The 15,774-nt window shown below is 71.1% G+C and carries 14 protein-coding genes and 1 pseudogene; 9 read left to right on the top strand and 6 right to left on the bottom strand.

The genetic code is table 11. The features are described from left to right. Positions 1-111 precede the first annotated feature (111 nt). Positions 112-405, bottom strand: a complete 294-nt coding sequence (locus tag WMF36_RS00560) for a Uma2 family endonuclease (protein WP_437582057.1) — start codon at positions 403-405, stop codon at positions 112-114. A 251-nt stretch (positions 406-656) separates the two neighbouring features. Here WMF36_RS00560 and WMF36_RS00555 point away from each other — a divergent pair, with 251 nt between their 5' ends. From WMF36_RS00555 to WMF36_RS00545, 3 genes and pseudogenes are all read left to right on the top strand, one after another. Next, positions 657-1,640, top strand: a complete 984-nt coding sequence (locus WMF36_RS00555; RefSeq protein ID WP_437577594.1) for a TauD/TfdA dioxygenase family protein — start codon at positions 657-659, stop codon at positions 1,638-1,640. Between the two features lie 257 nt (positions 1,641-1,897). Next, positions 1,898-2,710, top strand: a complete 813-nt coding sequence (locus tag WMF36_RS00550) for a dienelactone hydrolase family protein (protein ID WP_437577593.1) — start codon at positions 1,898-1,900, stop codon at positions 2,708-2,710. 84 nt (positions 2,711-2,794) lie between these two features. After that, positions 2,795-3,238: pseudogene (locus tag WMF36_RS00545) on the top strand (alpha/beta hydrolase); the annotation flags it as partial. Positions 3,239-3,290: 52 nt separating this feature from the next. Here the strand turns inward: WMF36_RS00545 and WMF36_RS00540 are convergent. The 3 genes from WMF36_RS00540 to WMF36_RS00530 form a co-directional block, all read right to left on the bottom strand. Beyond that, positions 3,291-4,118 carry an MOSC domain-containing protein gene (locus WMF36_RS00540; RefSeq protein ID WP_437577592.1) on the bottom strand — a complete coding sequence of 276 codons (828 nt, stop codon included), beginning with the start codon at positions 4,116-4,118 and terminating at the stop codon, positions 3,291-3,293. Positions 4,119-4,211: 93 nt separating this feature from the next. After that, positions 4,212-4,445: a hypothetical protein gene (locus WMF36_RS00535; RefSeq protein WP_437577591.1), complete on the bottom strand. Its 234-nt coding sequence runs from the start codon at positions 4,443-4,445 to the stop codon at positions 4,212-4,214. Further along, entirely contained in the window at positions 4,429-5,412 is a 984-nt protein-coding gene (locus WMF36_RS00530) for a hypothetical protein (RefSeq protein WP_437577590.1), read from the bottom strand. Before WMF36_RS00530 ends, WMF36_RS00535 begins: the two co-directional genes overlap by 17 nt. A 79-nt stretch (positions 5,413-5,491) precedes the next feature. On the opposite strand from WMF36_RS00530, the gene WMF36_RS00525 reads away from it, so the two are divergent. Together WMF36_RS00525 and WMF36_RS00520 are read left to right on the top strand one after the other, a co-directional pair. Next, positions 5,492-6,148: a ferritin-like domain-containing protein gene (locus WMF36_RS00525; RefSeq protein ID WP_437577589.1), complete on the top strand. Its 657-nt coding sequence runs from the start codon at positions 5,492-5,494 to the stop codon at positions 6,146-6,148. Between the two features lie 294 nt (positions 6,149-6,442). After that, positions 6,443-6,781: a four-helix bundle copper-binding protein gene (locus tag WMF36_RS00520; RefSeq protein ID WP_437577588.1), complete on the top strand. Its 339-nt coding sequence runs from the start codon at positions 6,443-6,445 to the stop codon at positions 6,779-6,781. A gap of 379 nt (positions 6,782-7,160) precedes the next feature. Here the strand turns inward: WMF36_RS00520 and WMF36_RS00515 are convergent, their stop codons facing one another. Then, on the bottom strand, positions 7,161-8,081 hold the full coding sequence (locus WMF36_RS00515; protein ID WP_437577587.1) for a transposase: 921 nt from the start codon (positions 8,079-8,081) through the stop codon (positions 7,161-7,163). 578 nt (positions 8,082-8,659) lie between these two features. On the opposite strand from WMF36_RS00515, the gene WMF36_RS00510 reads away from it, so the two are divergent. Further along, positions 8,660-10,204, top strand: coding sequence for an IMP dehydrogenase (locus WMF36_RS00510; RefSeq protein WP_437577586.1), 1,545 nt, complete (start codon positions 8,660-8,662; stop codon positions 10,202-10,204). 95 nt (positions 10,205-10,299) lie between these two features. Here WMF36_RS00510 and WMF36_RS00505 read toward each other — a convergent pair whose 3' ends face one another. Next, complete coding sequence (locus WMF36_RS00505; protein ID WP_437577585.1) at positions 10,300-11,211, bottom strand: LysR family transcriptional regulator; 912 nt, start codon at positions 11,209-11,211, stop codon at positions 10,300-10,302. A 216-nt stretch (positions 11,212-11,427) separates the two neighbouring features. On the opposite strand from WMF36_RS00505, the gene leuC reads away from it, so the two are divergent. The 3 genes from leuC to WMF36_RS00490 all read left to right on the top strand — a co-directional run bounded on the left by leuC (position 11,428) and on the right by WMF36_RS00490 (position 15,732). After that, positions 11,428-12,837: a 3-isopropylmalate dehydratase large subunit gene (leuC, locus tag WMF36_RS00500; protein WP_437577584.1), complete on the top strand. Its 1,410-nt coding sequence runs from the start codon at positions 11,428-11,430 to the stop codon at positions 12,835-12,837. 27 nt (positions 12,838-12,864) lie between these two features. Continuing rightward, entirely contained in the window at positions 12,865-13,482 is a 618-nt protein-coding gene (gene leuD / locus WMF36_RS00495) for a 3-isopropylmalate dehydratase small subunit (RefSeq protein WP_437485287.1), read from the top strand. A 726-nt stretch (positions 13,483-14,208) separates the two neighbouring features. After that, entirely contained in the window at positions 14,209-15,732 is a 1,524-nt protein-coding gene (locus WMF36_RS00490; protein ID WP_437577583.1) for a hypothetical protein, read from the top strand. Positions 15,733-15,774 lie beyond the last annotated feature (42 nt).

Below are 15,774 nucleotides of genomic sequence, written 5' to 3'. Positions count from 1 at the left end.
TGCTCACGGAATGCGCGCGATGCGCGGTGAACGGCGGAATCCAGCGCGGGCGATGCCGCCTTCACGGTATCTGTCTTGGGGGGTTCCTGGACGGCCCCGGCGGCTCTGTCCTCAGGCCCCCGGCTCGGCCACCGCTTCGTAAAGCTCGCGGACGTCGAGCCTGGCGCCGATCGACGACAGGTGCGCGACGTCCCCCTCACACGCGGTAGCCGACGTGAAGCCGCCATCAGCGTCGCGCGTCCAGACCTTCACGCTGCGCTCCCGATGCGACCCGAGGACATACTCTCGCAGAGAGGCGAGGCTCTTGTAATGCTCGAGCTTGTCGCCGCTGTCGTACTCCTCGGTGCTGCGGCTCAGCACCTCGAAGATGAGCGTGGGGAAACCAGGGAAAGGGGTGGGGGAAATGCCGGGACGGCCTCCCTCACCTGCTCCCTCATGCCGGTCTTGACCGGCACATCCGCCATGGCGGTTCTTCTGCTGCTCAGGGCAACTTCCCGCAGCAGTGCTAGCTCAGTCGCCCAGCACAACGAGCTTCCGCAGGCCGCCCCCAACCCTGCTGTCTCCACGCGCGCTCGCCGCCGCTCGCTCCCTGGCACGGCACCCGCATACCCGACCGCCACGAAGAACGTGACGGGGGGACCACGCGGAGGAGACCCATGAGCCAGAGACCATCCGATCAAGCCATCCAGGTGAAGCCGCTCGCAGGGCACACCGGCGCCGAGATCCACGGCGCCGACATCTCCAGGCCGCTGCCCGACGAGTCCGTGGCGGCCATCCGCGCGGCGCTGCTGAAGTGGAAGGTCGTCTTCTTCCGGAACCAGACGCTCGGCCACGCCGAGCAGATCGCCTTTGCGGCGCGCTTCGGCGAGGTGACCTACGCCCACCCGCACGAGGACGAGCCGTTCGACGAGCACCCGGAGATCCTCGCGATCGACAGCCGCCGCTACGATCGCCGCTACGGCAAGCGCTTCAGCTACGAGAACCGCTGGCACACCGACGTCACCGCGGCCGTGAACCCGCCGGCGGCGTCGATCCTGCGGGCGCACATCCTGCCGCCCTTCGGCGGCGACACCACCTGGACCAACCTCGTGGCGGCCTACGAGGGGCTGTCCGCGCCGCTGCGCGCGCTCGTCGACGGCCTGCGCGCCGAGCACCGCTTCGGGCTGCGGTTCGCCCCGCAGGACCAGGACAGCCCGTACCTGCGCAAGGTGCGCGAGAACCCGCTGGTCTCGGTCCACCCCGTGGTGCGCGTCCACCCCGAGACCGGCGAGCGCGCGCTGTTCGTCAGCCCCGGCTTCACGAGCCACATCGTGGGCCTGTCCGCGCGCGAGAGCAGCGCGATCCTCGACCTGCTCTTCGAGCAGATCAGCCGCCCGGCCTACACGGTGCGGTTCCGGTGGGAGCCGGGCAGCATCGCGTTCTGGGACAACCGGGCCACCGCGCACCTCGGCCCGCAGGATCTCGGGCACCTCGACGTCGAGCGCGTGCTCTACCGCGTGACGCTGACCGGGGACATCCCGGTCGGGGTCGACGGCGTCCGCTCCGAGATCGTGGCCGGCGAGCCGTTCGGCAAGCGGCCCCCGAACAAGCTGAAGGCCGCCAGGAAGGACAAGGCGCCCGAGGCGGAGGCGCAGGCGTGACCGCCGCGAGCGCAGGCGTCGAGCGGAGGGCGTTCCAGGGTCCCCACGGGCAGCGCGGATAACGTCCAATACATAATTTCAGGTAATGCACTGCGGTCAGGTCGCCTCAACCCGGGTCGGCCGCCTCAACCCGGGTCGGGTCGGCCTGGGTCGGCCTGGGTCGGCCGCCTCAACCTGGGTCGGGTCCGGCCTCCTCAACCCGTCAACTCGGGTCGGCCGCCTCCGCCTCTGGCACGGTGGCTGCCCACGGTCAGGCCATGACCGCTTCCACGCCCCGTGCCGAGAGCAACGCTCCGAGCCCCATCCACACCGACGACGCCGGCCTCATCGCCGGCGTCGTCACCGTACCCGCGCCGGCCGGCGACCTCCCCGGCTACCGCGCCCACCCCGCCTCCGGCGGGCCGTTTCCGCTGGTGCTGGTGATCCAGGAGATCTTCGGCGTCCACGAGCACATCCGCGATGTGGTCCGCCGCTTCGCGAAGCGCGGCTACTACGCCCTCGCCCCGGATCTGTTCATTCGCCAGGGCGACCCGAGCCGCCTCGGCGCCGTCGACGAGCTTCGGGCGCTGGCCGGCCGCGTGCCCGACCGGCAGGTGCTCACCGACCTCGACGCGAGCATCGCCTTCGCGGCCGCCTCAGGGAAGGCCGACGTCAGCAAGGCCGCTGCGGTGGGTTTCTGCTGGGGCGGGCGCATCACATGGCTGTACGCCGCGCACAACCCCGCGCTGAAGGCGGCGGTGGCCTGGTACGGGCGCCTCGCCGGCGATCGTACCGAGGCGCAGCCGAAGCACCCGATCGACGTGGCGAGCGCGCTTCAGGTGCCCGTGCTGGGCCTCTATGCCGGGCAGGACCAGGGCATCCCCCTGCCGACGGTCACCGAGCTGCAGCAAGCGCTCCAGGCGGCCTCCGAGGCCGGCGGCGCGCCCGGCGCCGCGCGCTCCGAGATCCGGGTCTACCCCGACGTCCCGCACGCCTTCTACGCCGACTACCGGCCGAGCTACCGCCCTGAAGCCGCCGCTCACGCCTGGGAGCGCCAGCTCGACTGGCTGACCCGGCACGGCGTCGCCTGACGGCGGGGCAGCCGCGACCCGCCTCCGCAGCCGCGTGCTGCCCCGGCAGCACGTTGCGCCTCCGCTGCTACTCCACACGCACCCGGGCCCCCTCGCTCCCCCGCGCCAGCGCCCCCCGGCGCGCCGCCGATCGGATACCCTGACGCCGTGCGCGCGAGGATCAAAGACCTCGGCCTCGATCGCATCGTGGTGATGGGCACCTCCCATGGAGGCATGGTGGCCATGGCCTATGCGCTCGAGTACCAGCAGCACATCTCTCATCTCATCCTGGTGGCCACGGCGGCCAGCCATCGCCTCATCGACCGGTCCAAGCAGATCGTGGCCGACCGCGGCACCGAGCAGGGTGCCTACTCTCGTCATCGCCGGCCGGCACGACTGGATCTGCCCGCCCGATCTCTCGGAGGAGATCGCGCACCTCATCCGGGCGCCGATCTACGGCTCTTCGAGCGCAGCAGCCGCTCGGTGCGCACCGCCGAGCCGCGGGCGCTGCTCGGCGCCATCGCCGGCTTCCTGGTCTACCGGCGGTAGCGCAGGCGGCGGCGCGCCGAGCGCGGCGCGCACGGGCGTCTCGCGCGCCCCGTCAACCGACCGTCACCTCGTCGCCCACGCGCAAGGCGCCGGACTTCGTCTCGTGGATATAATTCTGACCGAAGTTCAAGTCGCTGGGTTTCTGCGGATCGCGCCGGTACGTGGCGAGCGTGCGGAGCGGCTCCAGGCCGCGCTCCGCGGTGCGCTGATCGGTCGTGGTGACGGCGCAGCGGGCGCATGGGCCGCCGGCGCGGAGCACGAGGTCGCCGATGCGGATGCGGCTCCACCGGTCCTCATCGAAGGCAGCGCAGCCGCTCACGACGAGGCTGGGCCGGAAGCGATCCATCGGCAACGCCGCGGCGCCCCTGCCTTCGAGGCGAGCGTTCAGATCGGCGAGGGTGGCCTCGGAGATCACGAGCAACGGGAACTCGTCGGCGAACGACACGACATCTTCCTGGCGCGCCACCGACGCCTTGAGGACGGGCCGCCGGAACGCCTCGCCGGCGCGGACGAGCCGCGCCGGGCGCTCCAGGAAGTCGCTGAGCCACGCGGCGGCTTCATCGCCGCAGTCCTCGGCCAGAAGGCCGGTGCTGCTCCAGACCTCGACGGTGAGCAGGCGCGCGCCCTGCGCCGACGGCGCCGCGCGCGGCACGGAGATCGGCGGGCGGCCGGCGGCGCCGAGCGAGAGCGTGCTCTCGGAGAGCTGGGTCTCGATGAGCGCCATGCGCGGCAGCGGGCGCTGCGTGAGGGGCTTGCCCTCGAGGTCGACGACCATGAACCGCCGGTCGCCGGCGAGGCCGAGCTCGTCGACGGCCGCCGCGTCGAGCGCGAGGCCCCGGCAGCCTTTGACGGGATAGATGTGGATGGCGGCGAGTCGCATTCGTGGGTTTATAACACTTCTCCGGTCCGCCGAGGGCTCCAGCGTCACGCGCCCCGCGCCGGCGGGTGACGCTCTCCTCGGCGGCGACATCGCTCAGCCTGTGCAGCACGGTGTGCCGCCGGGGGCGCCGCAGGTCTCCGTGTCATCGCTGCAAGGCCGCCCCCAGACCTCGGTGACGCCGAGGACGACCTCCACCTGCGCTGCGTGCTTCGTCGAGCCGTCGTCGTTGAGCGCCTCCGCCGCGAGGATCACGCGAGTCCCCTCCACGAGCACGGCGTCCGGGTCCCATATCCCGCCGCTCCCCTCGCGCTCACGCCACCCCGTCACCCTCCGGGATCCCGAGCACCTGCCGCAGGTCCATCCCCACGATGATCTCCGCGTTCTGCCGCACCCAGTCGACCAGCACGGGGCCCAGGGCGCGCGCGATCTCTTCCTTGACGAGCCCTTCGACGACGCTGGGCCCGAGGCGCTGCGGGTCGAGCGCGACGCCGCCGCCCGCAGCCAGCGCGCCGAACAGGCGCACGAGCGACTCGACGCCCGCGGCCTGGCCGGCTGCGCCGAGCGGCTCGACCCACTCGACGGCGATCTCCCCGCCGCGCTTCACGACGAAGCGGCGGAGATCGGCCTGGTCGACTCCGTGCTTGCGGAGCACCGCCGACGAGCAGTCGACCTCGATGCGCTGCACGCGCGGCGCCGTCTCGATCTCCTGCCGGGTCCCCTCGACGTCGACGCTGGCCTCGATCGTCGCGCCGGCCGGGATGCGGAACCCGTCCGAGCCCACCGCGCCCGCGAGCTCCTCGCGCAGCGTCAGCCGCGCGGACACGCGGGCGCCGCGCACGGCGGGGCCGCCGCCGTCGGACTCGAGGTTCAGGAGCACCTGACGCATCGTCACGACGAGATCGGGGTCGCTCGTCGGGTCGTACGGGGGAATGGCCATGGGCGTCGAGGTGACGAGCGCGCGCATGAAGGCGCGGGCCTCGTCCTCGGCCGAGTCCTTCCCGACCCGGACGAGCCCTCCCGTGTAGAAGACGTTGGGCGTCATGGCGCCTGAGCGCAAATCGTACTCGACCTGCTGCAACCCCATGTCGCCGAGCGGCGGCGGCAGGTCGATGACGAGGTAGGGCTCGAAGACGACGCGCAGGAGCGTCGGCGCGAGCGTCACGCGCAGCGCCGTTGCGCTCGACGTGCCGAGCGTGGCCACGCCGGTGCGCTTCAGGACAGTGCGCGCGGGAAGGTCGAACGACATCGAGACCGACTCGAGATCGAGCCACGGGGGCAGAAAGCTCCAGGCCATTCAGGGAGAGTACACCCATCGCGCCCGTCGACGGGCGGCCTATTGACCTGCCGCCCGGGGCACGCCCATCATGCCTCCCATGAAGCCAGAGGAATTCCTCGACGAGCTCGACCAGAGGGTCGGAGAGCGCCTTGCCCGCATCGGGGCCGCGGCCGGCGCGGCGGAGCCAGGGAGCGGGATCGGCGTCCCGGAGCTGCTCGCGACCGCGCTCAAGAAGGAGCTCGAGGCGACCGAGGAGGCTGCGCTCTGGCTCACCACCGAGACCGACATCGAGGTGAAGCTCGCCCTCGCCCGCCAGTGCGGCGACGAGGCGAGGCACTACCGGCTCATCGCCGAGCGCCTCCGCGCGCTCGGCGTCGATCCGGCGGCGATGCCGGCCAGGTTCGGGCCGCCCACGCCGATGTTCGGGTACCTGAAGGGGCTCGGCTCCACGGTCGAGCGCGTCGCAGCGGGCCAGTTCACGCGGGAGGCGCTGGCCAAGGTGCATAACCAGGCCTTCATCGACTACTGCGAGGCGCAGGGGGACGCCGAGACGGCGCGCCTCTACCGCGACGTCATCCAGCCCGACGAGGGCCACCACCACGAGATGGGCCGGCGGCTCCTCGCGCGCCTCGCGAACACCGAGGAGGCCCAGGCGCTCGCGCGCACCGCCGCGATGCGCACGCTCGAGATCGCCGAGGAGCTCCAGGAGATCGCGCGCATCAAGATGGGTATCTGCCGCGCGCCCGGGTGCTAGCCAGTTCGCGACGCGGCGGAGGACGCCGCTTCCACGGCTCCGCATGAACGAGCGACCAGGGCGGGAGCGGCCGTTCGGACCGCGACCGCGTGTGTCTCCAGGCGACGAGCCGCTCGCGCGGCGCGTTCGGGACACCGGCGTCCGGCGCGTCGGTCGCTGTTCCGAGGCCTATATGCGGGATGGCCCGACGTGCAGAGGCCGCTCAATCCATTCAACCTCTGGATACCAAGGTTGCCTCTTTGTCGCGAGATACCCGCGCGGCGGAGAGCGGCCCAGTTGACCGAGGGGATTGTCATGAGCAAGTTTCCGGGGGACAGATCGTTCCGGGAGGTGGCCCGGTTCACCCAGGATTGTGGTTCGATCTGCACCCATGCGAGCCAGTATTGCCTCGAGATGGGAGGCGCTCACGCCGACGCCACGCACGTGCGGCTGCTCCAGGACTGCGCCGACATCTGCGAGGCGGCCTCGAAGCTCCTCCTGCGCAGCTCGCCGCAGCGCGCCCAGATCACGAGCGCGTGCGCGAGCCTCTGTGACCTGTGCGCGGCGAGCTGCGACAAGCTCGCCGGCGACCCCCAGATGAAGGCGTGCGCGGACGAGTGCCGCCGCTGCGCCACCGCTTGCCGGCAGATCTGAGGCGGCGGAGGCACCCGACCCAGGTTGAAGGCACCCGACCCAGGTTGAGGCACCCGACCCAGGTTGGCGCGACCCACCCGGGTTGACCTGTCGGGAGAACCCACCTGGGTCGGGACAACCGACCTGGGTCGATCTATCGATTGGGCCCGGCCACCGGCACGCACGATCCTGTTCGATCAAGCCGAGCCTACAACAACCAGCCTCCGGCGCCGCGTCGTGAGCGTTCGGCTTGGCATGCCTTCCTACGTCGCCATGCACACCGCACCATGCGCGCGTTGAGCCGCCCGCTCCCCCATCTTCCGACGGACGTGCCCCACGACGACGCGTCGCCCCCGTCGCCCTCCCTGCCCGCCTCACCATGCCACACCCGACGCAGTCACTACACCGTGAACACGACGTCGGTCACGCTGGCGCCGTGAAACGTGCGCATCCACCACGTCCCCGACGGGAATACAGCGCCGCGTACTCCGCCGCGCCACCGTTCGAGCGCCGCGCGGTACGATGCGCGAAACGCACGCACGGCGGCGGCAGCGATTCGCCATGCATCCCCCTGCTCGCGGCCGACCGCAAACGTCGGATTGCGACCGCGCAGCGCCTCGAAGCTCGTGGCGCGCTCGTAAGGGGAGACGTTCCTGGCGCGCTCAGCGCCAAGGACGCGCATCCCTTGCCGCTCCACCTCCGCGCGGGCCTGCGCTTCGTGTCGCTCGAGCTCCGCCGCGACCTCGCGTCGAAAGCCGTCGCCGCCGTCCTGCTCGATGGCGGGGGGCAGTGCGAGCGTGAGCGCTACTTCCTCGGGCCACTGGGGATTTTTGGGATCGAGATATGCCGCGGGCCGCAGCGCGCGCAGCACGCCGCAGCCGAGCTCGTCCACATCCACCTTGGCGCCCGGCCACTCACGCGCATGTCGGACCAGGCCAGCGGCCACCGGGTTCGCGAGGACGTAGGCGATCTTCTCCACCACCGCCGCGCGCGTCAGCAGCCGCACCACGCTCGTGGCCTCGTGGTCCCACACTGGCCCTTCCCACGTGCGGAGCACCTTCGTTCCGAGCGCGACGATGCGATGGAAGAATTGCAAGAAGCGCGGTAAGACGCCCATCGTATCGGTCACGATGAGGTGCAGGTGCGTTGACATCGCGCAGAGCGCGTGGACCTCGATACCGAAGCGGCGCGTCGAGACTGCGAGGGAGTAGAGCAGGAGCTGGGTGATGGCTGCATCCGGGCGGAAGAGCAGATGCCTGCGCAGTACGCGACGGGTGATGAGGTAGGTAGCGCCTGCAGCAATTTCGCGGGGCTGGCTCATGGCCGGCGTACACTGACAAAGGCCGTGCCGGGAGTTGCGGCGAATGATTTCAAGGCTTTACCTCGCCCCATGGGTGGCGCCGCCAGGTGGTCCGCCACCTGGCAGTTCTCTGGGCTCGCCCAACCTGCGGTTGCTCCTCCAACCTGGGCTGCCGCGTCAACCTCCCCAACCCGTCAACCTACCTCCTACTCCCTCCCTCCTCCCCAACCTGGGTCGGGTCGCCCCGGCCGGCGCAACCTGGGTCGGGTCCGCCCAACCTGGGTCGGGTCACCGGCCGGGGTCAACGGCCGGCGCAACCTGGGTCGGGTCGGCGCCCAACCTGGGTCGGGTCGCGCTACCAGGGCGAGTTCTACGATCCCAAGACCAACGGCTTCCGCTGCGAGCTCTGCCTGCCCGTGCGCCCGCTCTAGCTGCGCCCGCCGGAGGTCCGGCCCCCCTGGCCGGCCGCCCGGAGCGGTTCCCCCGGGCCCCTTCCCGCCGCCTCCGCACGCCCGCAACTCCACGATCTTACATGAATTTCCGCGAAGACTCGCCCCGGTCGCATTTGACAGGGCGAAACGCTTGCACTACGAGCCGACATGGCATTCATCTACGATGAGCCGAGCAGGACCTTTGGCGAGTACCTGCTCGTCCCGAATCTGACGACGAAGGACTGCGTCCCTGCGAACGTCGACCTCACGGCCCCCGTCGTCCGGTTCAAGGCCGATCGGGGCGCGAGCCCGCCGGACCCGAAGCGCGCGCCGCTCACGATCAACGTCCCGATCACCAGCGCGTTGATGCAGTCGGTCTCGGGCGCCGATCTCGCGATCGCGCTCGCGCGCTGCGGCGGCCTGTCGTTCGTGTACGGCTCGCAGGGCATCGAGGAGGAAGCCGCCATGGTGCGGCGCGTGAAGAACTACAAGGCCGGGTTCGTCGTGAGCGACTCGAACCTGCGCCCCGACGCGACGCTGGGCGACGTGCTCGCGCTGACCGATCGCACGGGCCACTCCACGATCGCGATCACCGAGGACGGCACCCCCACGGGCAAGTTCGTCGGCATCATCACGAGCCGCGATTACCGGCTCGGTAAGACGCCGCTCAGCACGCCCGTGCGCGAGATCATGACGCCGTTCAAGTCGATCCACTGCGGCAAGGTCGGCGTCGATCTCCAGGAGGCCAACGAGCTCATCTGGCGTCACAAGCTCAACACCCTGCCCGTCATCGACGAGCGACAGCACCTGCAATACCTGGTGTTTCGCAAGGACTACGAGTCGCACCAGGCGCACCCGATCGAGAACGTGGACCACGAGAAGCGGCTGATCGTCGGCGCCGGCATCAACTCGCGCGACTACAAGGACCGCGTGCCCGCGCTCGTGGAGGCGGGCGCCGACGTGCTCTGCATCGACTCGTCGGATGGCTACTCGGAGTGGCAGCGCGACACCATCGCCTTCGTGAAGTCGCACAGCAAGCCTGCCTATATCGGCGCCGGCAACGTCGTCGATCGCGAGGGCTTCCTCTACCTGGTCGAGGCCGGCGCCGACTTCGTCAAGGTCGGCATCGGCGGCGGCTCGATCTGTATCACCCGCGAGCAGAAGGGGATCGGCCGGGGCCAGGCGTCGGCCGTGATCGAGGTGGCCAAGGCGCGCGACGAGTACTTCCAGCGGACCGGCATCTACGTGCCGATCTGCTCCGACGGCGGCATCAGCCAGGACTACCACATCACGATCGCGCTCGCGATGGGCGCCGACTTCGTGATGATGGGCCGCTACTTCGCGCGCTTCGACGAGGCGCCCGGGCGCAAGGTCCGCGTGAACAACCAGTTCATGAAGGAGTACTGGGGCGAGGGGAGCAACCGCGCGCGCAACTGGCAGCGCTACGACCACGGCGACGCCAGCAAGAAGAAGGACCAGCTCGAGTTCGAGGAGGGGGTCGACAGCTACGTTCCGTATGCCGGCAAGCTGAAGGACACCCTCGACGTCACGCTCGCCAAGGTGCGCTCGACGATGTGCAACTGCGGCGCCATCTCGCTGCGTGACCTGTACATGCGCGCGCGCCTGACCGTCGCCTCCGCGGTCAGCATCCACGAGGGCGGCGTCCACGACGTGACGCTGAAGGACACGCGCAGCAGCCCGCGCGAGGCCTGAGCCCCCCGGAGGCCCCGGCCGCGCCGGCGTCTCCTGCCCTCGATCCGCCTCGGCGTCCGCTCCGGCGACGCGCGACGCGCGAGCGCTGCGCCTGGCTACGCCCGGAGAAGCGCCCGCGTCCGCTGCTCCGCGCGGCGCCCCTCGGCCGCCAGCCGGTCGATGAAGCGCTCGATGACCGGGTTGCGACGGAAGTTTTCACGCGTCATCAGCTCGACGGGCAGCGGCTCCACCTCGGCGACCTCCACGTCCAGCCGCGAGCGCGCAACCTCGGTCAGCGCGAGCGCCGGTGCGAGGCCGATGCCGAGCCCTCCCGACACGTACGATACGAGGAGCGACACGCTCGACACGTCGATCGTCGAGATCGGCCGGATCCGCTCGCGATCCAGGTACGCGTCGAGCATCCGCCGCCCCACGCTGCCCGGCGCCAGCCGGAGCAGCGGCTCGTGCCGGAGGCGCTCGCGCAGCGCCGGCGCCTTGCCCTTGAGCCGCGGCCCCACCCAGAGGAACGGCTGCACGAACAGCGGCTGCTTCACGAGGTCGCCGCCCGCCGAGGACGCCGACGCGAGGCCCAGGTCCACCTCCCCGCGCTCGACCCACCGCGCCGCGTCGACCGAGTTCGCCGTCGTGATCGCGAACCGCACCGGCGCGCGCTTGTCGAGCATCTGCCGGATGACCGGCACGAGCAGCCCCTTGCCGAGGTAGTCGCTCGCCGCGAGGCGCAGCGTCGTCGACGGCTCCCCCGCCAGCTCCGAGAGCAGCTCGAACACCCCCTCCGCCTGGTCGAACAGCCGCGTGATCGCGCCGAGCGCCGCCTCGCCCGCCGGGCTCAGCCGCACCCCGCGCCCGTCGCGCTCGAACATCGCCACCCCGAAGTGCTCCTCCACCCGGCGCACCTGCTGGCTCACCGCCGAGGGCGTCTTGTGCAGCCGCCGCGCCGCCTCGGCGACCGAGCCCGACCGGGCCACCAGCAACACATCCTCGAGCGCGGGGAGGAGCGACGCATCCATGTAGCGATACTTAACTCATCGTGAAAAAAGTTTCATTCGACTTAATTCTCCCCTGCCCGCATAGTCCTCCCGCCTGCCCGACGCCGGATCGCCGGCTCGGGGCGCGGCGGCCGTCTCCGGAGAGGCAGCCGCCGCGCCCCGGCGCCTGCGCTCGGGCCGGTCCGCTTCGCACGCCGTTCCCTTCAGCCGCGTTCAGCCGCATCGCGAGAGGCCATCATGGGTAAGAGTCTCTATGACAAGGTTTGGGACCTCCACAAAGTCCGCACGTTGCCGAGCGGCGAGGACCAGCTCTTCATCGGCCTTCACCTGATCCACGAGGTGACGAGCCCCCAGGCGTTCGGGATGCTCCGCGACCTCGGCCTGCGCGTGCGCATGCCCGAGCGGACGTTCGCGACCCTCGACCACATCGTCCCCACGGACAACCGCAAGCGACCGTTCAAGGACTCGCTGGCCGAGGGGATGGTCGACGCCCTCAGGAAGGCGTGCACCGAGCAGGGGGTCACCTTCTTCGATCTCGAGTCCGGGCGGCAGGGCATCGTGCACATCATCGGACCCGAGCTCGGCCTCACCCAGCCTGGCATGACGATCGCGTGCGGCGACTCGCACACCTCGACGCACGGCGCGTTCGGCGCGATCGCGTTCGGGATCGGGACGACGCAGGTGCGCGACGTCCTCGCCACGCAGACGCTGAGCCTCCAGCGGCTCAAGGTCCGGCGGATCCAGGTCGAGGGCAAGCTCGGCCCGGGGGTCTACGCCAAGGACATCATCCTCGAGATCATCCGCCGGCTCGGCGTGTCCGGCGGCACGGGCTACGCGTACGAGTACGGCGGCTCGACCATCGAGGGGTTCTCGATGGAGGAGCGGATGACCCTGTGCAACATGTCGATCGAGGGCGGCGCCCGGGTCGGTTACGTCAACCCGGATCAGACGACGTTCGATTACATCAAGGGCCGTCCGTACGCCCCGAAGGGCGAGGCGTGGGAGGAGGCGCTCGGGTACTGGCGATCGATCGCGTCGGACGAGGACGCGCGTTACGACGATGTCGTCCGGATCGACGCGAGCGCGATCGCGCCGACGGTCACGTGGGGCATCACGCCGGGCCAGGCGATCTCGGTGAAGGAGAAGGTCCCGGCGGCCGAGGACGCGGCGAACGAGTCCGAGCGGGCGCTGATCCGCGAGGCGCTCGAGTACATGCGCCTCGAGGGCGGCAAGCCGATCGAGGGGACGAAGATCAACGTCGCGTTCATCGGCAGCTGCACGAACGGCCGCCTCTCGGATTTCCGGGAGGTCGCGCGGCGCATCGTGGGGCACAAGGTCGCGGCGCACGTGCGCGCGCTGGCGGTCCCCGGGTCGATGGAGGTGGCGCGCGCGGCCGAGGCCGAGGGGCTGGATCGGGTCTTCCGCGAGGCTGGCTTCGAGTGGCGCGAGCCGGGCTGCTCGATGTGCCTGGCGATGAACCCCGACAAGCTCATCGGCGACGAGCTGTGCGCGTCCTCGTCGAACCGCAACTTCAAGGGTCGGCAGGGGAGCCCCACGGGCCGCACCGTGCTCATGAGCCCGGTGATGGTGGCCGCCGCCGCAGTTCGCGGCGAGATCGCCGATGCTCGTGACGTGTTCGGAATCTGACGACGCTCGCACCCGAGGGAGATCTCCATGGCACTCGACTTGATCCAATCCGTCACCGGCCGCGCCGTTCACGTTCCTGGGGACGACATCGACACGGACCGCATCATCCCGGCGCGCTTCCTCAAGTGCGTCACCTTCGACGGCATCGGCGAGCACCTCTTCCGGGACGTGCGCTTCGACGAGCGCGGCGAGAAGCGGGAGCACCCGCTGAACGACCCGCGCTTCGCGGGCGCCGCGATCCTGATCGCCGACCGCAACTTCGGCTGCGGGTCGTCGCGCGAGCACGCGCCGCAGTCGATCGCCAAGGCCGGCTTCAAGGCGGTCATCGCCGAGAGCTTCGCCGAGATCTTCTTCGGCAACTCGACGACGCTCGGCATCCCCTGCGTCTCGGTGGGCCCCGAGCACCGCGCCGCGCTCGTGGCCCGCGTGAGCGCCGACCCCACGACGCTCGTCACGATCGACCTGCAGGAGCAGGTCGTCCGGGCGGGGGGCGATCTCGCGGTGCCGTTCACCATCAAGCCGGGGGCGCGCGAGTCGCTGCTCCGGGGCACGTGGGACCCGATCGCCCAGCTGCTCGAGGGGGCGGACGAGGTCCAGAAGGTGGCGGCGCGGCTGCCGTACGTGCAGCGCGCCGCGGCGCAGTAGCCCCGCGCACGATCACCGTTTCGCCGGGCACCTCCGGGCACCTCAACCTCCGGGCACCTCCGGGCACCTCAACCTGCGGGCACCTCAACCTGGGTCGGTCGCCGCCGTCACCACCGGGCACCTCAACCTGGGTCGGTCGCTGGGCACCTCAACCTGGGTCGGTCGCCGCCGGGCACCTCAACCTGGATCGGTCGCCGCCGTCACCACCGGGCACCTCAACCTGGGTCGGGTCGCCGGGCACCTCAACCTGGGTCGGGTCGCCGGGCACCTCAACCTGGGTCGGGTCGCCGGGCACCTCAACCTGGGTCGGTCGCCACCGGGCACCACCGGGCACCTCAACCTGGGTCGGGTCGCCGTCGCCGACCTCAGGTCGCCGACCGACCTCAGGTCGCCGACCGCATGGCCCGGCGGCACAGCTGGCGCAACCTGGCACCTAACCAGCTCCCTCCGTCACACTGTGGACCTCTAGCGCGCTGCGGCATCGCATAGGGGGAGCCCGCCTCCCTCGAAACCCCCTCGAAAAACCCGCCGAAACGCCTCGCGCTCAGGCGACGGAGGCACCGTCAAGCGGGCGGACGGGGGTGGCACGCCCAGTGCTTTAGCTCCACGCGAGCTCTCCGAGTGGCGCCGAGAAGCCGCGGAGCAGCAGCGCTCCGCATGCCGCGGCGCAGAGCCATCGTTCCTTGATCGCGTGTCTGTCACTGGCACGCAGGACGGAGTCTTCCCATGCGATTCGCGATCTTCTCCTCTCTTATCACGCGTTCGTCGACCGCTCGCTCCTCGCTCCAGGGGCTCGTCGCGCTCTCCGCGCTCGTGGTGCTCACCGGCGCCAAGGGGCAGGGCTGTGGGTCCCCGGACGAGCCGACGACGCCGACCGAGCCCGACTGCGGACAGGGCTTCCACTGGGAGACGGTCTGTTCCCCGTGTGAGATCGGCGAGATGTGCGAGGAGCAGTGTGTGCCCGACAACGTCTGTCCTCCTGGATGGGGTCAGCAGACCTTCTGCAGTGGCAGCAGCACAAGCTCCACCACCTCCGTGGGCCAGGGCGGCATGGCCGGCGGCGGCGCCATGCCGGTCGATCCGGGCGGGTGCTGGACCGAGTGCGTCCCGCCGCCGCCGTTCTGTCCGCCGGGCACCATCGAGCAGACCGTGTGCAGCGGCGGCGTCACCTCCACGACCACCACCGCCGGCTCCGGCGGCTGGACCGGCACCAGCGGAGGTGTCGGCGGCTCCGGCGGCTGGGCTGGCACCGGCGGCATGATGCCCATGCCTCCCAATGAGTGCTGGACCGAGTGCGTGCCCGTGGAGCCCTACTGCCCGCCGGGCACTCAGGCGCAGACCGTCTGCGGTGGCACCACCGCCACCGCCAGCGGCAGCAGCAGCGTCGGCGTCGGCGGCTCCGACGGCGGGGCCAACCTGGTCGCCCCCCCCTACCCCGGCGATTGCTGGACCGAGTGCGTGCCCGTGGAGCCCTACTGCCCGCCGGGCACGCAGGCGCAGACCGCCTGCGATGGCGGCCCCGATGTCGACGTCAGCACCAGCGTTGGCGCCGGCGGCTTCGGCGGTGCCGGCGGCAGCGGCACCGGCAGCAGCACCGGCGCCGGCTGGGGCGGCTGCTGGACCGAGTGCGTGCCCGTGGAGCCCTACTGCCCGCCGGACACCATCCCGCAGACCGTCTGCGGCGGCAGCGCCGTCTCCGTCGGCAGCACCGGCACCGGCACCGGCATCGGCGGCAACAGCGGCACCGGCGGCGGCGGCATCGGCGGCAACAGCGGCACCGGTGGCGGCGGCATCGGCGGCAACAGCGGCACCGGCGGCGGCGGCATCGGCGGCAGCACCGGCACCGGCGGCTGCTGGACCGAGTGCGTGCCCGTGGAGCCCTACTGCCCGCCGGGCACGCAGGCGCAGCAGGTCTGCTACGACGGCATGCCCGAGCCCAGCGAAAGCGTCGGCACGGGTTACGGCGGCAGCGGCAGCACCAGCGGCGGCGGCTGGGGCGGCTGCTTCTTCGAGTGCGTGCCCGTGGAGCCCTACTGCCCGCCGGGCAGCATCGAGCAGCAGGTCTGCTCCGGCGCGGGCAGCACCGGCTCCGGCATGGACGAGGCCGCGTACCCCAACGAGTGCTGGACCGAGTGCGTGGAGGGCTCCAACTGCCCCCCCGAATCGATCGAGCGGACCATCTGCGAGCAGCCGGCCGGCGGCAGCTCACCCCCGGTCTGCCGGACCGAGTGCGTCCTGATGCTCCCGTGACGCGGCGGGCGCGGATCCCCCCGGCCACGGGAGGCGTCTGGA

Origin of the sequence: Sorangium sp. So ce887 (assembly GCF_051521455.1) — a bacterium.
Taxonomy (GTDB): Bacteria; Myxococcota_A; Polyangia; order Polyangiales; family Polyangiaceae; genus Sorangium.
Note: the sequence above shows the minus strand (reverse complement) of the source record. Positions and strands in the feature narration are given on the sequence as shown.

Coding starts and splice junctions, on each gene's coding strand:
- WMF36_RS00490 (WP_437577583.1), top strand. CDS start 14,209: ATGCGATTCGCGATCTTCTCCTCTCTTATCACGCGTTCGTCGACCGCT.
- WMF36_RS00550 (WP_437577593.1), top strand. CDS start 1,898: ATGACCGCTTCCACGCCCCGTGCCGAGAGCAACGCTCCGAGCCCCATC.
- leuC (WP_437577584.1), top strand. CDS start 11,428: ATGGGTAAGAGTCTCTATGACAAGGTTTGGGACCTCCACAAAGTCCGC.
- WMF36_RS00525 (WP_437577589.1), top strand. CDS start 5,492: ATGAAGCCAGAGGAATTCCTCGACGAGCTCGACCAGAGGGTCGGAGAG.
- WMF36_RS00540 (WP_437577592.1), bottom strand. CDS start 4,118: ATGCGACTCGCCGCCATCCACATCTATCCCGTCAAAGGCTGCCGGGGC.
- leuD (WP_437485287.1), top strand. CDS start 12,865: ATGGCACTCGACTTGATCCAATCCGTCACCGGCCGCGCCGTTCACGTT.
- WMF36_RS00505 (WP_437577585.1), bottom strand. CDS start 11,211: ATGGATGCGTCGCTCCTCCCCGCGCTCGAGGATGTGTTGCTGGTGGCC.
- WMF36_RS00520 (WP_437577588.1), top strand. CDS start 6,443: ATGAGCAAGTTTCCGGGGGACAGATCGTTCCGGGAGGTGGCCCGGTTC.
- WMF36_RS00530 (WP_437577590.1), bottom strand. CDS start 5,412: ATGGCCTGGAGCTTTCTGCCCCCGTGGCTCGATCTCGAGTCGGTCTCG.
- WMF36_RS00555 (WP_437577594.1), top strand. CDS start 657: ATGAGCCAGAGACCATCCGATCAAGCCATCCAGGTGAAGCCGCTCGCA.
- WMF36_RS00515 (WP_437577587.1), bottom strand. CDS start 8,081: ATGAGCCAGCCCCGCGAAATTGCTGCAGGCGCTACCTACCTCATCACC.
- WMF36_RS00510 (WP_437577586.1), top strand. CDS start 8,660: ATGGCATTCATCTACGATGAGCCGAGCAGGACCTTTGGCGAGTACCTG.